Source organism: Streptococcus peroris ATCC 700780 (genome assembly GCF_000187585.1).
GTDB lineage: Bacteria > Bacillota > Bacilli > Lactobacillales > Streptococcaceae > Streptococcus > Streptococcus peroris.
In genome coordinates this window covers 1,193,561-1,212,634 of record NZ_GL732463.1, presented here as the reverse complement: position 1 = coordinate 1,212,634, position 19,074 = coordinate 1,193,561, and the positions used below count along the sequence as shown (strand labels likewise).

The following is a 19,074-nucleotide window of genomic DNA, read 5'->3' as shown; positions in this document are numbered from 1 at the left end:
GGAACACAAAATGAAAGAAATTATTGAAAAATTAGCAAACTTTGAAGATCTATCAAGTGTTGAAATGACAGATGTGATCGAACGTATCGTGACAGGGCGAGTGACAGAAGCACAAATCGCTTCACTACTGTTAGCGCTCAAGATGAAGGGAGAAACTCCTGAGGAAAGAACAGCCCTCGCTCAAGTCATGAGAGGACATGCTCAACACATTCCAACAAATATTCAAGATGCTATGGATAACTGTGGTACAGGTGGAGATAAGTCATTTAGCTTTAACATCTCAACGACTGCAGCCTTTGTCTTAGCAGGTGGAGGAATCCATATGGCCAAACATGGGAATCGATCTATTTCTTCTAAATCTGGTTCAGCAGATGTCTTGCAAGCTTTGGGAATCAATATTGACCTCAAGCCAGCACAATTGGGTAAAGTGTTTGACCAAACAGGAATCGTCTTTCTCTTTGCAAAAAACATGCACCCAGCTATGAAATACATCATGCCAGCACGCTTGGAATTGGGAATTCCAACCATTATGAATTTGACAGGTCCACTGATTCACCCAATGGTCTTGGAAACACAGCTTCTAGGAATCAGTCGTCCAGAACTTCTGGAAAGTACTGCTCAGGTTTTGAAAAACATGGGCCGCAAACGTGCTATTGTAGTAGCTGGTCCAGAAGGATTGGATGAAGCTGGTCTGAATGGTACTACCAGCATTGCCCTTCTTGAAAATGGTGAAATTACTTTATCAACCTTTACTCCAGAAGATTTGGGAATGGAACGCATTGCTATTGAAGACATTCGTGGGGGAAATGCTCATGAAAATGCAGCCATTCTTGTCAGCGTTCTTAATAACGAACCAAGTCCATTCTTGGAAACAACAGTCTTAAATGCAGGTCTCGGATTCTACGCCAATGGTAAAGCAGACAGTATCAAGGACGGAGTTGAATTGGCACGTCAAGTGATTGCCAGTGGTAAGGCCCTTGAAAAACTCAGACTATTACAGGAGTATCAAAGATGAGTCAGGAATTTTTATCACGTATCCTAGAGCAAAAGGCGCGTGAAGTTGAAAAGATGGAGCGAGAGGAGCTTCAATCCTTGCGTCAAACTTATCGATTGAGTGAATATTTAAAAAATAACCAAGACCGTTTGCAAATCATTGCGGAGGTCAAAAAGGCTAGCCCAAGTCTAGGTGATATCAACCTTGATGTGGATATCGTACAACAGGCCCAGACTTACGAGGCTAACGGCGCGGTTATGATTTCTGTTCTGACAGATGAGGTTTTCTTTAAAGGTCATTTGGATTATCTGCGAGAGATTTCTAGTCAGGTACAGATCCCGACACTGAATAAGGACTTTATCATCGATGAAAAGCAAATCATCCGTGCTCGCAATGCAGGTGCGACCGTCATCTTGCTCATCGTAGCGGCCTTATCTGAAAAACGACTGAAGAAGCTTTACGACTACGCGACAGATCTTGGTCTAGAAGTTTTGGTGGAAACTCATAATCTGGCTGAACTGGAAGTGGCTCATAGACTTGGAGTTCAAATTATTGGTGTCAACAATCGCAATTTAACAACCTTTGAAGTCGACTTGCAGACCAGCGTTGACTTGGCCAAATACTTCAGGGACGATTGCTTCTACATTTCCGAATCTGCTATTTTTACAGAGAAGGATGCAAAACGAGTAGCACCCTACTTTAACGGAATTTTGGTGGGAACGGCCCTCATGAAGGCAGAAGATGTAGCCCAGAGAATCAAGGAGTTGCAGATTGACAAAGGTTAAGATTTGTGGACTATCGACCAAAGAAGCTGTAAAAACAGCTGTGTCGGTTGGAGCAGACTACATTGGTTTTGTTTTTGCTCCTAGCAAAAGACAGGTGACCTTGGAACAAGCAGCAGAGCTAACTAAGATCATTCCTACAAATGTGAAAAAAGTTGGGGTATTTGTTTCACCTAGTCATGAAGAATTACTAGAAGCGATTGAAAAGGTCGATTTAGATTTGGTACAGATTCATGGTCAGGTGGCAGATGATTTGTTTGATGATTTACCTTGTGGCAGCATTCAGGCTATTCAGGTCGATGAAGGGGGGCATGTACCAAGTTCTCAGGCAGATTATCTCCTCTTTGATGCTCCTGTGGCAGGGAGTGGTCAAACCTTTGACTGGGGGAAATTGGATACAGCAGGACTAGCCCAGCCTTTCTTCATCGCAGGTGGGCTAAATGAAGACAATGTAGCAAGAGCAATTCAGCATTTCTCTCCCTATGCAGTAGATGTATCAAGTGGAGTAGAAACAGACGGACAAAAAGATCATGAAAAGATTAGAAGATTTATAGAGAGGGTAAAGCATGGTATATCAAGAACCAAATAAAGATGGATTTTACGGAAAATTCGGTGGACGTTTTGTCCCAGAAACATTGATGACAGCAGTATTGGAATTAGAAGAGGCTTATCGTGAAAGTCAGGCAGATCCAAGTTTTCAAGAGGAATTAAACCAACTTTTGCGCCAGTATGTAGGTCGTGAAACTCCCCTTTACTACGCAAAAAACTTGACCCAGCATATCGGCGGAGCCAAGATTTACCTCAAACGTGAAGACCTCAACCATACAGGGGCACACAAGATTAATAATGCCTTAGGACAAGTTCTTCTTGCTAAACGCATGGGCAAAAAGAAAATTATCGCTGAAACAGGAGCTGGTCAGCACGGTGTGGCAACTGCAACAGCCGCAGCCCTCTTCAACATGGAATGTACTATCTACATGGGTGAGGAAGATGTCAAACGTCAAGCCCTCAATGTTTTCCGTATGGAACTTTTGGGAGCCAAGGTGGAGGCTGTAACAGATGGTTCGCGCGTGCTCAAAGACGCGGTCAATGCAGCCCTTCGTTCTTGGGTGGCAAATATCGATGATACCCACTATATCCTTGGTTCAGCCTTGGGGCCTCATCCTTTCCCAGAAATTGTTCGTGATTTCCAAAGTGTTATCGGACGAGAAGCCAAACAACAGTACCGTGAATTGACAGGTGAAAATTTACCAGATGCCTTAGTAGCCTGTGTTGGTGGTGGTTCGAATGCCATCGGTCTCTTCCATCCATTTGTGGAAGATGAATCTGTAGCTATGTATGGAGCTGAAGCGGCAGGACTTGGTGTGGATACAGAGCATCACGCAGCTACCTTGACCAAGGGTTGTCCGGGTGTCCTTCACGGTTCTCTCATGGATGTGCTCCAAGATGCTCATGGTCAAATTCTTGAGGCTTTCTCTATTTCAGCAGGTTTGGACTATCCTGGTATCGGTCCAGAACATTCTCACTACCACGATATCAAACGTGCCAGTTATGTTCCTGTGACAGACGAGGAAGCCTTGGAAGGATTCCAACTCTTGTCTCGTGTGGAAGGGATTATTCCAGCCTTGGAATCAAGCCATGCCATCGCTTTTGCAGTGAAATTAGCCAAAGAACTTGGGCCAGATAAGTCTATGATTGTCTGTCTATCAGGTCGTGGGGACAAGGATGTGGTTCAAGTCAAGGACCGCTTGGAAGCAGATGCAGCAAAGAAGGGAGAAGCTCATGCCTAAGACACTAACAGAAAAATTGAACGCTATCAAAGCAGCTGGAAAGGGGATTTTCGTTCCCTATATCATGGCTGGAGACCATGAGAAAGGTTTGGATGGTCTCGGTGAAACAATCCACTTTTTAGAAGATTTAGGCGTTTCAGCCATTGAAGTGGGAATTCCCTTTTCTGACCCTGTTGCAGATGGACCTGTTATCGAAGAAGCTGGTTTGCGCAGTCTAGCTCATGGAACTTCTACCCAGGCTTTGGTTGAAACCTTGAAAACCATTGAAACAGAAGTTCCACTGGTCATCATGACCTACTTCAACCCTCTCTTTCAGTACGGTGTGGAGAACTTTGTAAAAGATTTGGCAGATACAGGGGTTAAGGGCTTGATTATCCCAGACCTGCCTCATGAGCATGCCAACTTTGTAGAGCCCTTTTTGGTAGATACAGACATGGCCTTGATTCCCCTAGTAAGCTTGACGACAGGAATTGAGCGCCAAAAAGAGTTGATTAAAGGAGCGGAAGGCTTTGTCTATGCCGTTGCTATCAATGGGGTGACAGGGAAATCTGGAAATTACCGTGCAGACTTGGACAAGCACTTGGCACAATTGCATCAAGTGGCCGATATCCCAGTCTTGACAGGTTTTGGCGTATCTAGTCAAGCAGATGTAGAACGCTTCAATGCGGTATCGGATGGCGTTATCGTCGGTTCGAAAATTGTAAAAGCTCTTCACCAAGGAGAGCCGATTGAGGACTTTATCAAACAAGCAGTAACTTACCAAAAATAAATAAGTAAAAAGGAAAGGCGCAAACCTTTCCTTTTTGGCTAGATAAAAATGGGAACGCCCTCCTGTGTCTAAAAAGAATTGCCTATTACAAATGTAAAATCGTATGATACAGGCAAAGTCCAATAGCTGAGCGAGCTGCTGTAAAGTCATTGTAGGGTTCCACAATCACTTCAGGGAGACGGTTGTAGGGAAGTTTAGGAGTGTAGTTCAATTCCTTGTAGAGTTTTTGAATAATGGTATCATTCGCTAGTAAGGGACTGTGAAGGTAGATTTTTTGAGAATCAATCATCATACTGATATTTAAAATCGTTTGACTAAGATAGAGCAAGGCTTGGTGGATAAGCGTGATGATTCCAGTATCACCCAATTGATAGGCGTTTAAAATAGTCTGGATATCAATCTCATCAGGATTTTCTACTAGGCTAGGAAGTATAGAATGAGGAGATACTTGGTACAGAATCTTTGCTTTTTTGATTAACCAAGCTTCTCCAGCAAACGTCTGTAAGCATCCTTTACGGCCACAGCCACAATTTTCTCCCTCAGAGGAAACAACCGTATGCCCAATTTCTCCAATCATGAGATTGCCTTTTCCGTAAATTTTTCCGTTGTAAATATAGGAACAGTGCATGCCTCTAGCAAAGTGGAAGTAGGCAAAGTTAGGGTCGGTCTGTGAACGGCTAAAGAGCCGTTTGCCAATAGCCATACAGTTTACATTGTTTGAAAAAAATACAGGAAGGTCTACCTGTGACTTAAGAAGATCTAGATTAATCTTTTTCCATAAAGGATTATTTGTTGTGATTTTATAATCATCTAGATAGCGTCCAGGTAGGGCGATACCGATTGCTTCGATAGGGTAATCGCTACATTTTTCTATAAATGTCTGAAGGGATTGAATGATGAGATTAGTCCCTTCCTCTTGAATCAGATCTTTTGTCACAAGCTTCTTGTCTTCTTTAAAGATATTTCCTAGATTGTCACCAAGAGAAAATGTAAAGTGCTTCTCAGATAATTCACAACCGATATAGTAAAAGCGTTGCGCTTGAATGTCTAGTAAGATTTTTTTTCGCCCGACACTAGTATCATGCTCATCTTCACCAAGTTCAAGGAGGATATTTTCTTTAATGAGATCGTTGGTGATACTACTGGTTGTCGCTGGAGTGATACCTGTTTTGGTAGCAATATCAATCCGCGAAATAGGCCCCCTTGTATAAATAGTATCTAATATCTTAGCTCTTAATTGTAATTGTTTTTTAGATAAGGCCATCTGTAGCCCCCCTCTAATAGTAGATTCTATCTTTATTATATATTGATAATAAAAATAATCAAATATTTCGAAAAATAGTTGACAATGCTCATAGATAGTTGTAGAATATAAATAACAAAAGATAATTAAAGCGTAAAGATTTTTCCTAAAATTGAGATAATTGATAACTTTTAGTAATGAAAGAAGTCGAGTATCAGGAAATGCTACGAAAAGTTCAAGACGCTGTAGCCGTAAAAAACGTTTAAATCATTGGAGGCTTGAAGATGAAACGTTTAATTAGTGCAAATCCGTCTGAAATATTACAGATGGATGCCAAAGAGCTAAAACAAAGTATTTTAGCAAGCGAAGGACGAGTGGTTTTATCTGAGAATGTAGTCACTCGTGAAACCTTTGTTGGTGATATTACAAACTCAGAAATTGCTAGGGCTTTCGGAGCGGACATGATTCTGTTGAATTGCTTCGATGTTTTTGATCCTAAGATTTATGCTTTGGACCGAACAGGAGATCAAGTGATTCAACGCTTGCATGAATTGGTCGGTTGTCCTATTGGGGTAAACTTGGAACCTGTAGATCATTCAGCTAAGATGTTAGAGCAAATGCAAGAAATTGCTGCAGGTCGTATTGCCAGTGTTGAAACCTTCAAGCGAATAGAAGAGTTAGGCTTTGACTTTGTCTGTTTGACTGGAAATCCCGGAACAGGAGTCAGCAATCGAGAAATCATCAAGGCTGTTCAAACTGCTAAAGAAAACTTTTCTGGTTTGATTATTGCAGGTAAGATGCACGGGGCAGGAGTGAATGAGCCCGTGGCAGAACTTTCTGTCGCAGAGCAATTGTTGGAAGCAGGTGCGGATGTGATACTTGTTCCTGCAGTTGGAACTGTACCAGCCTTTCATGACCAAGAATTACGTGAAGTCGTTGATCTCGTTCATAGTAAGGGTGGTCTCGTATTGAGTGCCATTGGTACTAGCCAAGAAACATCTGATACGGATACTATCAAAGAAATTGCCCTTAGAAATAAGATTTGTGGAGTCGATATTCAACATATCGGTGATGCAGGATATGGAGGTTTGGCAACGATTGATAATATTTATGCTTTGAGTAAGGCTATTAGAGGCGTGAGACATACGGTATCCCGTTTGGCTCGATCAGTAAATCGTTAATAAAAATATAAAGGAGAAAACATGGCTAAGTCAACAATTATGTTAGCCTGCGCGGCAGGTATGAGCACTAGCTTACTAGTGACCAAGATGCAAAATGCAGCAACTGAGAGAGGGTTGGACGTAGAAATCTTTGCGGTCCCAGCTCCAGAAGTTGAAGAAATCATCGGAACAAAAGAAGTAGATGTACTACTTTTAGGACCACAGGTTCGATACCTACTAGGAGATTTCCAAGAAAAGCTAAAAGAAAAGAATATTCCTGTTTCAGTTATTCCAATGACAGATTATGGAATGATGAATGGAGCTAAGGTGTTGGATCTAGCTGAAAGCTTGTTGCCATAGGAACGGAGGTTTCAGTATGGATGAGAGTAACTTAGAATCTGTTATGGGATTGATTATGTACGGTGGAGAAGCCAAAAGCAATGCAATGGAGGCTATTCGAGCAGCAAAATCAAGCGATTTTGAACTTGCTAGTCAAAAATTAGCAGATGCTAATAGTGCTTTACTACAGGCACATAAAACTCAGACCGAAATGTTAACAAAAGAGGCAAATGGAGAGAGTGCTCCGTTAAGTCTATTGATGGTACATGCGCAAGACCACTTGATGACTAGCATCACTTTTGTAGATTTAGCAAAAGAAGTGGTTGAGCTATATGAAAAATTTGAAAATCTTTAGGAGTTTGCTATGAATAAAGCTTTGGATAAAATGCAAGAAAAACTTTCTCCAATTGCAATGAAAGTGGGGAATCAACGGTTTTTAGTTGCTTTACGTGATTCGTTTGTTGGTACAATGCCCGTCATCATGACAGGTTCAGTTGCTCTGTTATTGAACGCCTTTCTAGTAGATTTGCCACAACAATTTCACCTAGAAGGGATTACAAAAGCTTTTCAATGGTTAGTAGATATCAATAACTTGGTATTTAAGGGAAGTATTCCAATTGTTTCTCTCTTGTTCATTTACTGTCTAGGTGTCAATGTTGCGAAGATTTATAAGGTTGATACAGTTTCAGCAGGTCTTGTTTCTCTTGCATCATTTGTCATTTCTATTGGTGGTAAAGTAACTCAAAGTTTTCCTTTACCAAAAGCAGCTAATATGAACTTAGACCAAATTATACAAGGGGTTGATAACCTAAAATTTGATGGTCAAAATCTATTGGTAACTGTCGGAAATGTTCTTCCTGGTAACCATGTGAATGCCAGAGGTTATTTTACAGCTATGATAATTGGATTTTTGGCTTCTATCATCTTCTGTAAAGTGATGAACAAGAATTGGGTTATCAAATTGCCTGATTCAGTTCCACCAGCAATTGCTAAACCTTTTATTTCTATAATTCCTGGTTTTATGGCCATGTATGTAGTAGCTATCTTGACTTATGTTTTCCAATTGTTAAGCAGTGATTTGTTGATTGACTGGATTTATAAGGTATTACAAACTCCATTACTTGGTTTGTCTCAAAGCTTCTTTGCAGTTATCCTTATGATCTTTTTGAATAAACTATTCTGGTTCTTTGGTCTACACGGTGGTAACGTTCTTGCTCCAATCATGGAAGGACTCTTTGGTGTCGCTATGTTGGCCAACTTGGATGCATTCCAAAAAGGTGAAGCTATTCCTTATATCTGGACAAGTGGTTCCTTTGGTGCCTTCGTATGGTTTGAAGGTTTAGGGCTTGTTATCGCTATTCTTCTCTTCTCAAGAAACAATCATTACCGTGAAGTTGCAAAACTTGGTCTAGCACCTGTTATGTTTAACATCGGTGAACCAGTCAATTACGGTTTACCAGTAGTTTTGAATCCATTGCTCTTTATCCCATTCGTGGTTAGCCCAATTCTCATGGGTACAGTTGCTTACTTGGCAACAGACCTAGGTCTTGTTGCTCCAGTTACACAAAACGTCACTTGGGTTATGCCACCAATCTTGTATGGTTTCTTTTCTACAGCTTTTGACTGGCGCTCTATCATATTGTCTGTTATTTGTTTGTTGATTAGTATTGTTTGCTACTTCCCATTTGTTAGAATGGCAGATAAGACTGAATTGCAATAATTCTTGTAAATGACAGAATTGATAGATTCTCACTTTGATAGTGTGATAATTGATAATAAAGAAAAGCACAGTAAGAAAGATTATCTTACTGTGCTTTTAAGTTAGATTGAGAGCCAACAATATTAGATGATTAGTCTTGCATATGAACCGAGACTGACTAGCGCCGATTTTGATAAATGAAAGTGAGAGAAAAGTTTTTTTCTTTATCTAAGAAGCAGTAGCTTACCAAAAATAATCACACAAGCAGCCAGCAAGAGGAAAGGCACAAAAGGAAGTCTTTCCTTTTTCTTTAGTAGGAGAAAGGCTAGGATGCCAGTTGTGGAAGCAAATTGAATTAAAATCAGAATTTCTGTAAGTGTAAAAACGAGTGCACAAGAAGCCAGAAATAGAAAATCACCTGCTCCTATACGGATGTCGATAACATGAGCAATGATTCCAAGAATCAAGAAGAAAGCCATGATTAGATTCCAACTAGAGCAAACCATGAGGATTAAGTGAAAAGTCAGCCAGACCAGTAATGGATACTCCTGATGACGAAAGTCGTAGATGCCCAAGGTTAAACCAGCGGTGATCAGGATGATTTGCCCCAAAGTTAAAAAATCGTAAGAAAAAGCCAGAAAGAGTAGCCCCAAGCATAATTCAAAGAGGGCATACCAAAAAGGATAGCGGGCCTTGCAATAGCGACAACGAAAACGATGGACCACTTGAGAGATAATCGGAATCAAATCTGGCGGATGCAAGCGTGTCTGACAAGTATCACAGTGACTAGCAGGAAAGACGATGGATTTCTCAGGGAAGCGGTCAATGACCAAACCTAGAAAGGAAGCAATAATAGCTCCAACAAGAAAAAAGTAAAGATGAATCATACTTATTAATTCGGAAAAAATAAGAGAAAGAGTATAATAGTTGGATAAAGGAGAAATTTTAGGAGCAAATATGAAAATTCACTTTGAAAAAGGACTTCAGATAGAAAATGCCCAACTCATTTGTCAGTGGTCTAACTCCCTCGGAAAAGCTTTTCAAGAACAATGGATGGGACCAAAAATTCATTTCCCCTTGACAATTCAAGTCTTGCAAGATTTGGAAGGAGTTTTTTCTATCTTTGATGGATCAGAGTTTGTAGGCATCATCCAGAAAATCAAACTAGAAGATAAAAATCTTCATATCGGTAGGTTTCTCATAGTTCCACATAAGCAGGGTAAGGATTAGGTCGAAAAGCTTTTCAAGATTTCATTCAAGAAATGTTTGAAAATGAAGGAATAGACAGCATTTCCCTAACGGTTTTTGAGACCAATCCAATAGCAAAAAAACTCTATCAAAAAGAAGGATTTGACATGGTTCAAACCATTGAAAATCCTGAGCGAAAATTCATCATGAAAAAGGTCAGATAGAACATAAATAACTTCGAGAAAGTGCCCCCAGACAATTTTGTTTTCTAAAACTTGTTGTCTGTGTCATTTCTTGATAGAATAGAGGTATGACTAGATATAAAGCAGTAATTTCCTACGATGGTTATGCTTTTGCTGGATTTCAGCGTCAGCCACATGCACGTAGTGTTCAAGAAGAAATCGAAAAAACCTTGACAAGGCTTAATAAAGGTTTAGGCGTTACGATTCATGGTGCGGGTCGGACGGACAGTGGTGTTCATGCACTTGGTCAGGTGATTCACTTTGACTTACCTTACCAGATGGAGGAGGAAAAGCTTCGTTTTGCTCTGGATACTCAAAGTCCTGAAGATATCGATGTGATTTCGGTTGAGATTGTGGCTGATGATTTTCATTGTCGTTATGCCAAGCATAGCAAAACCTATGAGTTTATCGTAGATAGAGGACGGCCAAAAAATCCTATGCGCCGTCATTATGCTACCCACTATCCCTATCCACTAGATGTGGAACGCATGCAAAAGGCTGTAAAGAAATTAGAAGGAACCCATGATTTCACCGGTTTTACAGCATCAGGAACTAGTGTGGAGGACAAGGTACGAACCATAACAGAGGCTAGTCTTAAGGTTGATGAGACGGGGCAATTTTTAACCTTTACCTTTTCTGGCAATGGCTTCCTCTATAAGCAGATTCGAAATATGGTTGGAACCTTGCTTAAGATTGGCAACAATCGGATGCCAATCGAGCAGATTGACCTCATCTTGGAGAAAAAGGACAGACAGTTGGCGGGCCCGACTGCTGCGCCAAATGGATTATATTTAAAGGAGATTCGTTATGAAGAATAATCGTATTTTAGCACTTTCAGGAAATGATATTTTTAGTGGTGGTGGACTGGCAGCAGACCTTGCAACCTATACCTTGAATGGTTTGCATGGATTTGTAGCTGTCACTTGCTTAACAGCCTTGACGGAAAATGGTTTTGAAGTTTTTTCAACAGAAGACACAATCTTCCAACAAGAGTTGGATAGCCTTGCTAAAGTTGAGTTTGGAGGAATCAAAATTGGTCTTTTGCCAACGGTGAGTGTAGCTGAGAAAGCTCTAAACTTTATTAAATCGCGTCCAGGAGTTCCAGTAGTTTTGGACCCTGTATTGGTTTGTAAGGAAACACATGATGTGGCTGTTAGTGAACTTTGCCAAGAATTGATTCGCTTTTTCCCTTATATTAGTATTTTAACACCCAATCTTCCTGAAGCTGAATTACTTGCAGATCAAAAGATTGAGACTTTAGAAGATATGAAGCAGGCAGCTCAAAAACTACTTAGTTTGGGTGCTCCAGCTGTGGTTATTAAGGGCGGAAATCGCCTCAGTCAAGATAAGGCATTAGATGTATTTTATGATGGTAAGAACTTTACAGTTTTGGAAAATCCTGTTATTGAAGGACAAAATGCAGGTGCTGGTTGTACCTTTGCCTCAAGCATTGCTAGTCAATTAGTCAAGGGAGAGGGGCTATTACCTGCGGTTGAGAGTTCTAAAGCCTTTGTTTACCGTGCCATTGCACAAGCAGATCAATATGGAGTAAGACAGTATGAAGCAAACCAAAACAAGTAAAATCGCCCTATTATCAATACTGACTGCCCTATCGGTAGTTTTAGGTTATATTGTCAAAATCCCAACCCAAACAGGAATCTTAACTCTTTTAGATGCTGGTATCTTTTTTACTGCTTTTTATTATGGAAAACGAGAAGGAGCTATTGTGGGAGGTCTAGGAGGTTTCATTATTGACCTAATCTCAGGTTATCCTCATTGGATGTTCTTCAGCTTGCTTTTCCATGGCTTGCAGGGTTACTTTGCAGGTTTTAAAGGAAAATGGCAGTGGCTTGGATTAGTTTTGGCAACTTTTCTCATGGTAGCTGGATATGCATGTGCGACTTCTTGGATGAAAGGTTGGGGCGCAGCCCTGACAGATATTCCTCACAATTTGTTGCAGAATTTTATTGGAATGATTGTTGGGTATCTTCTATATCAAAGTATCAAGAAAATTAGTAAGCAGTAAAAGGCAAGTCTTCCAAGGGACCTATTGAAAAATCTCTGAATTTTTGCTAAAATGAAAGCTATGAAAACACTCTATGATGTGCAACAATTTCTCAAGCAGTTCGGCATCATTGTCTATATGGGCAAGCGCCTCTATGATATTGAATTGATGAAGATTGAACTATCACGGATTTATGATGCAGGCTTGATGGACAAGCTAGATTATCTTGAAGCAGAAGCTGTTCTTCGCAGAGAACACAAACTAGAATTAGACTATTTAGAAAAAAATGGAGATTAAAGATTATGGTAACTTTGGTATTATGGGGACTTATAGTGGCAATGTTGGCATGGATGGGATACAACTATCTTCGTATTCGCCGTGCAGCGAAAATTGTAGACAATGCAGAGTTTGAATCTTTAATTCGGACAGGACAGTTGATTGATGTACGTGATCCAGTAGATTTTCACAGAAAGCATATCTTGGGAGCGCGTAATATTCCTTCAACGCAGATAAAGACGAGTTTAGCAGCTCTTCGTAAGGATAAGCCTGTTCTTCTGTATGAAAATCAACGTGCCCAACGTGTGACCAATGCAGCACTTTTCTTGAAAAAGCAAGGCTTCTCAGAAATCTATATCCTCTCTTACGGATTGGATTCATGGACTGGGAAGGTGAAGTCTAATTAATAATGTGAAAAAAGTTGTCACATATGTTTAATATAAAGTTCCAGTTTTTTATGGTATAATTGTTAGTATAAAATTTAAGGAGTTTTTTGAAGATGAAAGAAAAGAAAAAACCATCACTTGTTTTAGGTATCCTGTCTATCGTCCTTGGTTTGCTATCTCCAATCGTAGGTCTCGTTTTGGGGATCATTGGTCTAGTTTTGGCTAATTCACATCAAAAAGAATCTGAATTAGACTATAAAACAGAACGAATTCTTAATATCGTAGGGATTGTAGTTTCTGTGATTAACTGGGTTGCAGGACTCATCTTAATGATGCACTAATCAGGATTCTAACAAAAAAGCTTTATTTTTAAAAGCTTTTTTTGTTTTATCCACTCTTCTCTAAATAGTTTTTAATCATGTCTAATTCTTCTTGTTTCAAAAATTGGTTAACATAGTACAAAAATGCTACCAAATAAATAAATCCAATTTTTATGGTATTATTAATGAGTATCAAAATTAAGGAGTTTTTATAAAATGAATGTGCAGCAAAAGAAAAAACACTCACTCATTTCAGGTATCCTATCTATTTTCTTCGGATTGCTAAATCCATTCGTAGGCCTGTTTTTGGGTATCGTCGGTCTAGTCTTGGCTATCTCACTTCAAAAAGAACCTGAACTAGACTATAAAAAAGAACGAACTCTCAATATCGTAGGTATTGTAATTTCTGTTCTTCACTTTATTTTAGGTGTCATGCTATTCATACGCTAAAGAAGATTTTAAAAAGCTTTATTAAAGCTTTTTTTGTTTTATCCACTTTTCTCTAAGTAGTTTTTGATGATTTCCAATTCCTCTTGATTCAAGGACCGATATTGACCTTCTGCTAGCTCAGAGTCTAATGTAAAATCTCCAAATTGAATTCTTTTTAGAGAGGTTACCTTGACACCGATAGAGAGGAACATTTTTTTGACTTGGTGAAATTTTCCTTCTGCTATGGTGATGATGGCTTTACTATGACTTGAGCTTGAAGATAGAATATCAAGCTGAGCAGGTTTACAGACCGTTCCATCTAAAAAGACAATTCCATCTTTAAACTCTTGGACCTTGTCGGGAGTCAGAGGCCCATTGACTTCTACTCGGTAAGTTTTGTCGACATGATACTGAGGATGGAGAAGTTGAAAGCCTAGCGGCCCATTATCCGTTAAGAGAAGGAGCCCCGTCGTATCTCGATCCAGCCGACCGATTGCATAGAGCTCCTCAGATTGAAGGGACTGGGGGAGGAGATCCATGACTGTTGGGAGCTTCTTGTCCTTGCTTGCTGTCACGACACCATTTGGTTTGTGAAGCATGAGGTAGGTGTGTTCATATCCCTGGATTTTTCTGCCCTGAAAAATCAGCTCTTGCAATCCTGTATCAACATTCTGTGCAAGGGAAGTAGCAGGAAGTTCATCTACCAAAATTTCTTTTTTTAGAAGAGCCTGTTTGATGGCTTTTCGGCTAACTTTTTCTTGGGTCAATAATTTATCTAATCGCATACCAGCCTATCTTATCACAAGTCGGTATTTTTGAAAAGAAAAGAGAAGGGATGAAATTTCTTTTGAAAACATTTACACTTACTTGAGTTATGCCATTTGCTTAAAATTGTGGTATAATCGTTCAGTTAGAAAATAAATTTGAAATAAATAGAGGAAATCATGACAAAATTAAGAGAAGATATCCGTAACGTTGCGATTATCGCCCACGTTGACCATGGGAAAACAACCTTGGTGGACGAATTGTTAAAACAATCGCATACTTTGGATGAACGTAAAGAATTGCAAGAACGTGCAATGGACTCAAACGATCTTGAAAAAGAACGTGGGATTACTATCCTTGCGAAGAATACAGCTGTAGCATATAACGGCACTCGTATCAATATCATGGACACACCAGGACACGCGGACTTCGGTGGAGAAGTAGAACGTATCATGAAAATGGTTGATGGGGTAGTCTTGGTTGTTGATGCCTACGAAGGTACCATGCCACAAACTCGTTTCGTATTGAAAAAAGCCTTAGAACAAAATCTAGTTCCAATCGTGGTTGTCAATAAAATCGATAAACCATCTGCTCGTCCAGCAGAAGTTGTGGATGAAGTTTTGGAACTCTTCATCGAGCTAGGTGCAGATGATGATCAACTTGATTTCCCAGTTGTTTATGCTTCTGCCATTAATGGTACATCTTCACTTTCAGATGATCCAGCAGATCAAGAACATACCATGGCTCCAATCTTTGATACCATTATCGATCACATCCCGGCTCCAGTTGACAACTCAGATGAACCCCTTCAATTCCAAGTTTCACTTTTGGATTACAACGACTTTGTCGGACGTATCGGTATTGGACGTGTTTTCCGTGGTACTGTGAAAGTTGGGGACCAAGTAACTCTTTCTAAACTAGATGGTACAACCAAAAACTTCCGTGTTACGAAGCTATTTGGTTTCTTCGGTTTGGAACGTCGTGAAATCGAAGAAGCAAAAGCAGGGGACTTGATTGCTGTTTCAGGTATGGAAGATATCTTTGTTGGAGAAACGATTACCCCAACAGATGCCGTTGAGGCTCTTCCAATCCTTCATATCGATGAACCAACCCTTCAAATGACTTTCTTGGTTAACAACTCACCATTTGCGGGTAAAGAAGGGAAATGGGTAACTTCTCGTAAAGTGGAAGAACGTTTGCAAGCAGAGTTGCAAACAGACGTTTCGCTCCGTGTTGACCCAACAGATTCACCAGATAAATGGATCGTTTCAGGTCGTGGGGAATTGCACTTGTCTATCTTGATTGAAACCATGCGTCGCGAAGGCTATGAACTTCAAGTATCACGTCCAGAAGTTATCGTGAAAGAAATTGATGGCGTGCAATGCGAACCATTTGAGCGCGTACAAATCGATACACCTGAAGAATACCAAGGTTCTGTTATCCAAAGCCTTTCTGAACGTAAGGGTGAAATGTTGGATATGATTTCAACTGGGAATGGTCAAACTCGTTTGGTCTTCCTCGTTCCAGCGCGTGGCTTGATTGGTTATTCAACAGAGTTCTTATCAATGACTCGTGGTTACGGAATCATGAACCATACCTTCGACCAATACTTACCATTGATTCCAGGTGAAATTGGTGGGCGTCATCGTGGTGCCCTTGTTTCCATTGATGCTGGTAAGGCTACGACCTACTCTATCATGTCTATCGAAGAACGTGGAACCATCTTTGTCAATCCTGGTACAGAAGTGTATGAAGGAATGATTATCGGAGAGAATTCTCGTGACAATGACTTGACCGTTAATATCACCAAGGCCAAACAAATGACCAACGTTCGTTCAGCAACAAAAGACCAAACAGCTGTCATCAAAACTCCTCGTATCTTGACTCTTGAAGAATCTCTTGAGTTCTTGAATGACGATGAGTATATGGAAGTAACACCTGAATCTATTCGTTTGCGTAAGCAAATCCTTAATAAGAATGAACGTGCTAAAGCTGCCAAAAAGAAAAAATCTGCTGAAGAATAGCTAGAAAGAGAAAACAGTGATTTATTTAATCATCGGGATTTTATTACTCTTGCTCTACATATTTGCAACACCTCAAAGTATCAAGGGGACGGTCAATGTTGTAACGCTTGTTTTCGGACTCGTTGCCCTCTTGATTTTGTTGATGTTGTCTGCACTCCAGATTTTCCAACTTCCAGCAGAGGTTTTTATTACACTGGCGATGCTGGCTCTTGCCTACTTTAGTTTAAGGGATATCAGTCTCATGTCGATTCGAAAGAAACGCGAAAATTAAATCTATTATAGAATAAGAAAAAACTTCTATTAGCAACTGAGTTGCCGATAGAAGTTTTTATTTGTCGCTATTATTGTCAGAATAACGTTGGTAGAAATCTACTTTTATCTGGATGAAGTGTTCTAATTCACGAAAGAGTTGTAGAAGTGTAGCACGTGTTTCAAACTCTTCTCTGGTTTTAGGGAGACTACGATTACGAAATATCTGCAGGTAACTATCAATATCATTTAATAAGTCGTAGGCTGGATTGGTCTGGCTCAGTTGATTGGCTGTCTTTGAAAAGAGTTGTGCGACAATTAGGCTTTCACTCGCTGCTAGTTGGCAGGTGTTAATTTGTTGAGCCATATTTCTCAAGATACGAGTTTGTCTTTGCCTCATCTCAAAGTAGTGAATATGATAATCTGTTTGATGAAAGAGATGATCAGAATGATCAAGGTAAACCAACTTGAGAGCATCATTGAGTAGCTGTTCAAGTTCATTTACAAGTTGGGCTTGATTACGACCATCCCCTCTTTTTAGATAGTAGGATAGTCGTAGAAGGACATCTTTGAGTTTATCTTCAACCAGAATATGATAACGTTGAATTTCTTTTTCACGTGAAGGCATATAGAGATTGACCAGAAGCGCAAAGCCAGTACCGATTAGGAAGAGTAAGAGCTCATTCAGTAAAAGTGCTGGTGCTGTTGATTGTTGGATTAAGAGATGGCTAACCAGAACGCTACTAGGAGTGATTCCAATTTCCCAACCCAGTTTATAGGCAAGGGGAACATAGAATGCTAAGTAGAGTCCAAAGCTCCAGATATGATAACCAGTTAGTTGAAAGGCAATAACACCGATCATTAACGCTAGCAAGGTTGAAAAAAGTCTATTGCGAGCCAGTTTGATAGTGCTTCTTCGAGTATCAGATAAACTTAAGATAGCAATAATGCCAGCTGATACAGCTGATGACAAATCAAAAAAGTAGGCTAGTAAACAAGCAAAACAAGTTGCTAGGACTAGTTTTAAAGTACGTTGTGTGATAGACATAGAATACTTTCCAAATGAATAATAGTTATACTACATATTATAAAAGGAATTTTAAATAGGTCAAGGCTTCTGGTTTGCATATTCTGCGACTGCAGTAAAGAGAACATTTGTAGAAGAGTTTAAGGCAGTTTCACATGAGTCTTGAACTACACCAATCACAAAACCGACAGCAACAACTTGGATAGCGAGATCGTTAGAAATACCAAATAGACTGCAAGCGATAGGGATGAGTAGGAGAGAACCACCAGCAATACCAGAAGCTCCACAAGCAGAAATAGCAGCGATAATACTTAATACAAATGCAGATGCGAAATCAACCGTAATCCCTAGAGAGTTGACAGCTGCTAAGGTTAAAATATTGATGGTGATAGCAGCGCCAGACATATTGATGGTTGAACCTAGTGGGATAGAGACTGAATAAGTATCTGGATTAAGGCCGAGTTCTTCGCAGAGTTTCATGTTAACAGGGATATTTGCAGCAGAACTCCGGGTGAAAAAGGCGGTGACACCACTGACACGTAGACATTTCAAAACCAGTGGATAGGGATTTCTCCTCATAAAGAGAAAGGCAATCAGTGGATTGATGACTAAGGCTACTAACAGCATGGTTCCAAGCAATAGTACTAGTAAAATACCATAGTTTGCAAGACTGGCAATACCTTGATTCGAAATGGTTTGAAAAACTAGGCCAAGGATACCGAAAGGAGCTAGGTTGATAATCCAACCAACAATTTTAGAGACGACATCTGACATGGTTTTCAAAAGGTCTTTACTATGGCTACTTGCTTCTCTCATGGCAATTCCAAAGACGATAGCCCAAGACAGGATACCGATATAATTAGCTTGGATAATCGCATTTAGAGGATTGTCGACCAGATTCAGCAAGAGATTGCTGACAACTTGACCGATTCCATCTGGTGAACTTACTTCTGTGTTGGTATTACTAAGGGTAATCTGAATCGGGAAGAGGAAACTCATAAAAACATCAACCAGAGCAGCAGCGAAAGTTCCAAGCAAATAGAGTAAGATCACTGTTTTTATATTTGTAGTTTTTCCTTTTTGGTGCTGAGACAGAGCATTAGCTACAAGGAAAAAAACTAGAATAGGTGCAATGGCTTTGAGGCCACCAACAAAAAGATCGCCTAGGAGTCCAATTCCTGAAAACTGAGGGGAAAATATTCCAAATAGAGCCCCAAGAAGTATTCCAATCAGAATTCGTTTGATAAGGCTTGCCTTGTTCCAGGCACGAATGATTCTTCTCATACACGTTCTCCTTTTTTGAGTAATAGTAACGATTATAGTATAAATATACTTCAAAAGCAAGTAGGATATAAAAATTATAGAAATATAATGCATATTTATAAAA

Annotated in this window: 23 protein-coding genes and 1 pseudogene; 19 read left to right on the top strand and 5 right to left on the bottom strand. The window is 39.9% G+C overall.

The window, feature by feature from the left end; translation table 11 throughout:
• Positions 1–10 precede the first annotated feature (10 nt).
• From trpD to trpA, 5 genes are read left to right on the top strand one after another with little or no spacing between them, the layout of a single operon-like run.
• Complete coding sequence (gene trpD / locus HMPREF9180_RS07925; protein WP_006146009.1) at positions 11–1,015, top strand: anthranilate phosphoribosyltransferase; 1,005 nt, start codon at positions 11–13, stop codon at positions 1,013–1,015.
• Positions 1,012–1,779 carry an indole-3-glycerol phosphate synthase TrpC gene (gene trpC / locus HMPREF9180_RS07920; RefSeq protein ID WP_006146008.1) on the top strand — a complete coding sequence of 256 codons (768 nt, stop codon included), beginning with the start codon at positions 1,012–1,014 and terminating at the stop codon, positions 1,777–1,779. The genes trpD and trpC overlap by 4 nt, the downstream gene beginning before the upstream one ends.
• Positions 1,766–2,365 carry a phosphoribosylanthranilate isomerase gene (locus tag HMPREF9180_RS07915; protein ID WP_006146007.1) on the top strand — a complete coding sequence of 200 codons (600 nt, stop codon included), beginning with the start codon at positions 1,766–1,768 and terminating at the stop codon, positions 2,363–2,365. Before trpC ends, HMPREF9180_RS07915 begins: the two co-directional genes overlap by 14 nt.
• Positions 2,343–3,566: a tryptophan synthase subunit beta gene (gene trpB / locus HMPREF9180_RS07910; protein WP_006146006.1), complete on the top strand. Its 1,224-nt coding sequence runs from the start codon at positions 2,343–2,345 to the stop codon at positions 3,564–3,566. Before HMPREF9180_RS07915 ends, trpB begins: the two co-directional genes overlap by 23 nt.
• Positions 3,559–4,335 carry a tryptophan synthase subunit alpha gene (gene trpA / locus HMPREF9180_RS07905; RefSeq protein WP_006146005.1) on the top strand — a complete coding sequence of 259 codons (777 nt, stop codon included), beginning with the start codon at positions 3,559–3,561 and terminating at the stop codon, positions 4,333–4,335. Before trpB ends, trpA begins: the two co-directional genes overlap by 8 nt.
• A gap of 85 nt (positions 4,336–4,420) precedes the next feature.
• Here trpA and HMPREF9180_RS07900 read toward each other — a convergent pair whose 3' ends face one another.
• A complete protein-coding gene (locus HMPREF9180_RS07900) occupies positions 4,421–5,599 on the bottom strand; it encodes an ROK family transcriptional regulator (protein ID WP_006146004.1) in 1,179 nt (392 codons plus the stop codon).
• Positions 5,600–5,862: 263 nt separating this feature from the next.
• Here HMPREF9180_RS07900 and HMPREF9180_RS07895 point away from each other — a divergent pair, with 263 nt between their 5' ends.
• Genes HMPREF9180_RS07895 through HMPREF9180_RS07880 form a run of 4 tightly spaced genes read left to right on the top strand, consistent with a single transcriptional unit; the run spans position 5,863 to position 8,797 of the window.
• Positions 5,863–6,759: a DUF7916 family protein gene (locus HMPREF9180_RS07895; RefSeq protein ID WP_006146003.1), complete on the top strand. Its 897-nt coding sequence runs from the start codon at positions 5,863–5,865 to the stop codon at positions 6,757–6,759.
• 21 nt (positions 6,760–6,780) lie between these two features.
• A complete protein-coding gene (locus HMPREF9180_RS07890; protein ID WP_006146002.1) occupies positions 6,781–7,098 on the top strand; it encodes a PTS sugar transporter subunit IIB in 318 nt (105 codons plus the stop codon).
• Between the two features lie 16 nt (positions 7,099–7,114).
• On the top strand, positions 7,115–7,432 hold the full coding sequence (locus HMPREF9180_RS07885) for a PTS lactose/cellobiose transporter subunit IIA (RefSeq protein WP_006146001.1): 318 nt from the start codon (positions 7,115–7,117) through the stop codon (positions 7,430–7,432).
• Positions 7,433–7,441: 9 nt separating this feature from the next.
• Positions 7,442–8,797: a PTS sugar transporter subunit IIC gene (locus HMPREF9180_RS07880; protein WP_006146000.1), complete on the top strand. Its 1,356-nt coding sequence runs from the start codon at positions 7,442–7,444 to the stop codon at positions 8,795–8,797.
• A 203-nt stretch (positions 8,798–9,000) separates the two neighbouring features.
• Here the strand turns inward: HMPREF9180_RS07880 and HMPREF9180_RS07875 are convergent, their stop codons facing one another.
• On the bottom strand, positions 9,001–9,663 hold the full coding sequence (locus tag HMPREF9180_RS07875) for a prepilin peptidase (RefSeq protein ID WP_006145999.1): 663 nt from the start codon (positions 9,661–9,663) through the stop codon (positions 9,001–9,003).
• Positions 9,664–9,733: 70 nt separating this feature from the next.
• On the opposite strand from HMPREF9180_RS07875, the pseudogene HMPREF9180_RS10020 reads away from it, so the two are divergent.
• The 8 genes and pseudogenes from HMPREF9180_RS10020 (at position 9,734) to HMPREF9180_RS07835 (ending at position 13,643) form a co-directional block, all read left to right on the top strand.
• Positions 9,734–10,188 (top strand): annotated as a pseudogene (locus tag HMPREF9180_RS10020) (GNAT family N-acetyltransferase).
• A gap of 86 nt (positions 10,189–10,274) precedes the next feature.
• Positions 10,275–11,024: a tRNA pseudouridine(38-40) synthase TruA gene (gene truA / locus HMPREF9180_RS07865; protein WP_006145996.1), complete on the top strand. Its 750-nt coding sequence runs from the start codon at positions 10,275–10,277 to the stop codon at positions 11,022–11,024.
• Positions 11,014–11,787, top strand: a complete 774-nt coding sequence (locus tag HMPREF9180_RS07860) for a bifunctional hydroxymethylpyrimidine kinase/phosphomethylpyrimidine kinase (protein WP_006145995.1) — start codon at positions 11,014–11,016, stop codon at positions 11,785–11,787. Before truA ends, HMPREF9180_RS07860 begins: the two co-directional genes overlap by 11 nt.
• On the top strand, positions 11,765–12,232 hold the full coding sequence (locus HMPREF9180_RS10385; RefSeq protein ID WP_006145994.1) for an ECF transporter S component: 468 nt from the start codon (positions 11,765–11,767) through the stop codon (positions 12,230–12,232). Before HMPREF9180_RS07860 ends, HMPREF9180_RS10385 begins: the two co-directional genes overlap by 23 nt.
• Positions 12,233–12,283: 51 nt before the next feature.
• Positions 12,284–12,508 (top strand): YqgQ family protein, encoded by a 225-nt coding sequence (locus tag HMPREF9180_RS10380; RefSeq protein ID WP_000646475.1) that lies wholly within the window; start codon positions 12,284–12,286, stop codon positions 12,506–12,508.
• A 5-nt stretch (positions 12,509–12,513) separates the two neighbouring features.
• The gene (locus tag HMPREF9180_RS07845; protein WP_006145993.1) at positions 12,514–12,894 is read left to right on the top strand and encodes a rhodanese-like domain-containing protein; all 381 of its coding nucleotides are present in this window, start codon (positions 12,514–12,516) and stop codon (positions 12,892–12,894) included.
• A gap of 92 nt (positions 12,895–12,986) precedes the next feature.
• On the top strand, positions 12,987–13,214 hold the full coding sequence (locus HMPREF9180_RS07840; protein ID WP_006145992.1) for a hypothetical protein: 228 nt from the start codon (positions 12,987–12,989) through the stop codon (positions 13,212–13,214).
• 195 nt (positions 13,215–13,409) lie between these two features.
• A complete protein-coding gene (locus HMPREF9180_RS07835) occupies positions 13,410–13,643 on the top strand; it encodes a hypothetical protein (RefSeq protein ID WP_006145990.1) in 234 nt (77 codons plus the stop codon).
• 38 nt (positions 13,644–13,681) lie between these two features.
• Here the strand turns inward: HMPREF9180_RS07835 and HMPREF9180_RS07830 are convergent, their stop codons facing one another.
• A complete protein-coding gene (locus tag HMPREF9180_RS07830) occupies positions 13,682–14,407 on the bottom strand; it encodes a 16S rRNA pseudouridine(516) synthase (protein ID WP_006145989.1) in 726 nt (241 codons plus the stop codon).
• Positions 14,408–14,566: 159 nt separating this feature from the next.
• Between HMPREF9180_RS07830 and typA the strand changes: the two genes are divergently transcribed.
• Both typA and HMPREF9180_RS07820 read left to right on the top strand, forming a co-directional pair.
• Complete coding sequence (gene typA, locus HMPREF9180_RS07825) at positions 14,567–16,411, top strand: translational GTPase TypA (RefSeq protein ID WP_006145988.1); 1,845 nt, start codon at positions 14,567–14,569, stop codon at positions 16,409–16,411.
• Positions 16,412–16,427: 16 nt separating this feature from the next.
• On the top strand, positions 16,428–16,682 hold the full coding sequence (locus HMPREF9180_RS07820; protein ID WP_006145987.1) for a DUF3165 family protein: 255 nt from the start codon (positions 16,428–16,430) through the stop codon (positions 16,680–16,682).
• 57 nt (positions 16,683–16,739) lie between these two features.
• Here the strand turns inward: HMPREF9180_RS07820 and HMPREF9180_RS07815 are convergent, their stop codons facing one another.
• Together HMPREF9180_RS07815 and sstT are read right to left on the bottom strand one after the other, a co-directional pair.
• The gene (locus HMPREF9180_RS07815) at positions 16,740–17,708 is read right to left on the bottom strand and encodes an aromatic acid exporter family protein (RefSeq protein WP_006145986.1); all 969 of its coding nucleotides are present in this window, start codon (positions 17,706–17,708) and stop codon (positions 16,740–16,742) included.
• Between the two features lie 60 nt (positions 17,709–17,768).
• Positions 17,769–18,971: a serine/threonine transporter SstT gene (sstT, locus tag HMPREF9180_RS07810; RefSeq protein WP_006145985.1), complete on the bottom strand. Its 1,203-nt coding sequence runs from the start codon at positions 18,969–18,971 to the stop codon at positions 17,769–17,771.
• Positions 18,972–19,074 lie beyond the last annotated feature (103 nt).

Coding starts and splice junctions, on each gene's coding strand:
- trpD (WP_006146009.1), top strand. CDS start 11: ATGAAAGAAATTATTGAAAAATTAGCAAACTTTGAAGATCTATCAAGT.
- trpC (WP_006146008.1), top strand. CDS start 1,012: ATGAGTCAGGAATTTTTATCACGTATCCTAGAGCAAAAGGCGCGTGAA.
- trpB (WP_006146006.1), top strand. CDS start 2,343: ATGGTATATCAAGAACCAAATAAAGATGGATTTTACGGAAAATTCGGT.
- trpA (WP_006146005.1), top strand. CDS start 3,559: ATGCCTAAGACACTAACAGAAAAATTGAACGCTATCAAAGCAGCTGGA.
- HMPREF9180_RS07900 (WP_006146004.1), bottom strand. CDS start 5,599: ATGGCCTTATCTAAAAAACAATTACAATTAAGAGCTAAGATATTAGAT.
- HMPREF9180_RS07895 (WP_006146003.1), top strand. CDS start 5,863: ATGAAACGTTTAATTAGTGCAAATCCGTCTGAAATATTACAGATGGAT.
- HMPREF9180_RS07890 (WP_006146002.1), top strand. CDS start 6,781: ATGGCTAAGTCAACAATTATGTTAGCCTGCGCGGCAGGTATGAGCACT.
- HMPREF9180_RS07885 (WP_006146001.1), top strand. CDS start 7,115: ATGGATGAGAGTAACTTAGAATCTGTTATGGGATTGATTATGTACGGT.
- HMPREF9180_RS07880 (WP_006146000.1), top strand. CDS start 7,442: ATGAATAAAGCTTTGGATAAAATGCAAGAAAAACTTTCTCCAATTGCA.
- HMPREF9180_RS07875 (WP_006145999.1), bottom strand. CDS start 9,663: ATGATTCATCTTTACTTTTTTCTTGTTGGAGCTATTATTGCTTCCTTT.
- truA (WP_006145996.1), top strand. CDS start 10,275: ATGACTAGATATAAAGCAGTAATTTCCTACGATGGTTATGCTTTTGCT.
- HMPREF9180_RS07860 (WP_006145995.1), top strand. CDS start 11,014: ATGAAGAATAATCGTATTTTAGCACTTTCAGGAAATGATATTTTTAGT.
- HMPREF9180_RS10385 (WP_006145994.1), top strand. CDS start 11,765: ATGAAGCAAACCAAAACAAGTAAAATCGCCCTATTATCAATACTGACT.
- HMPREF9180_RS10380 (WP_000646475.1), top strand. CDS start 12,284: ATGAAAGCTATGAAAACACTCTATGATGTGCAACAATTTCTCAAGCAG.
- HMPREF9180_RS07845 (WP_006145993.1), top strand. CDS start 12,514: ATGGTAACTTTGGTATTATGGGGACTTATAGTGGCAATGTTGGCATGG.
- HMPREF9180_RS07840 (WP_006145992.1), top strand. CDS start 12,987: ATGAAAGAAAAGAAAAAACCATCACTTGTTTTAGGTATCCTGTCTATC.
- HMPREF9180_RS07835 (WP_006145990.1), top strand. CDS start 13,410: ATGAATGTGCAGCAAAAGAAAAAACACTCACTCATTTCAGGTATCCTA.
- HMPREF9180_RS07830 (WP_006145989.1), bottom strand. CDS start 14,407: ATGCGATTAGATAAATTATTGACCCAAGAAAAAGTTAGCCGAAAAGCC.
- typA (WP_006145988.1), top strand. CDS start 14,567: ATGACAAAATTAAGAGAAGATATCCGTAACGTTGCGATTATCGCCCAC.
- HMPREF9180_RS07815 (WP_006145986.1), bottom strand. CDS start 17,708: ATGTCTATCACACAACGTACTTTAAAACTAGTCCTAGCAACTTGTTTT.
- sstT (WP_006145985.1), bottom strand. CDS start 18,971: ATGAGAAGAATCATTCGTGCCTGGAACAAGGCAAGCCTTATCAAACGA.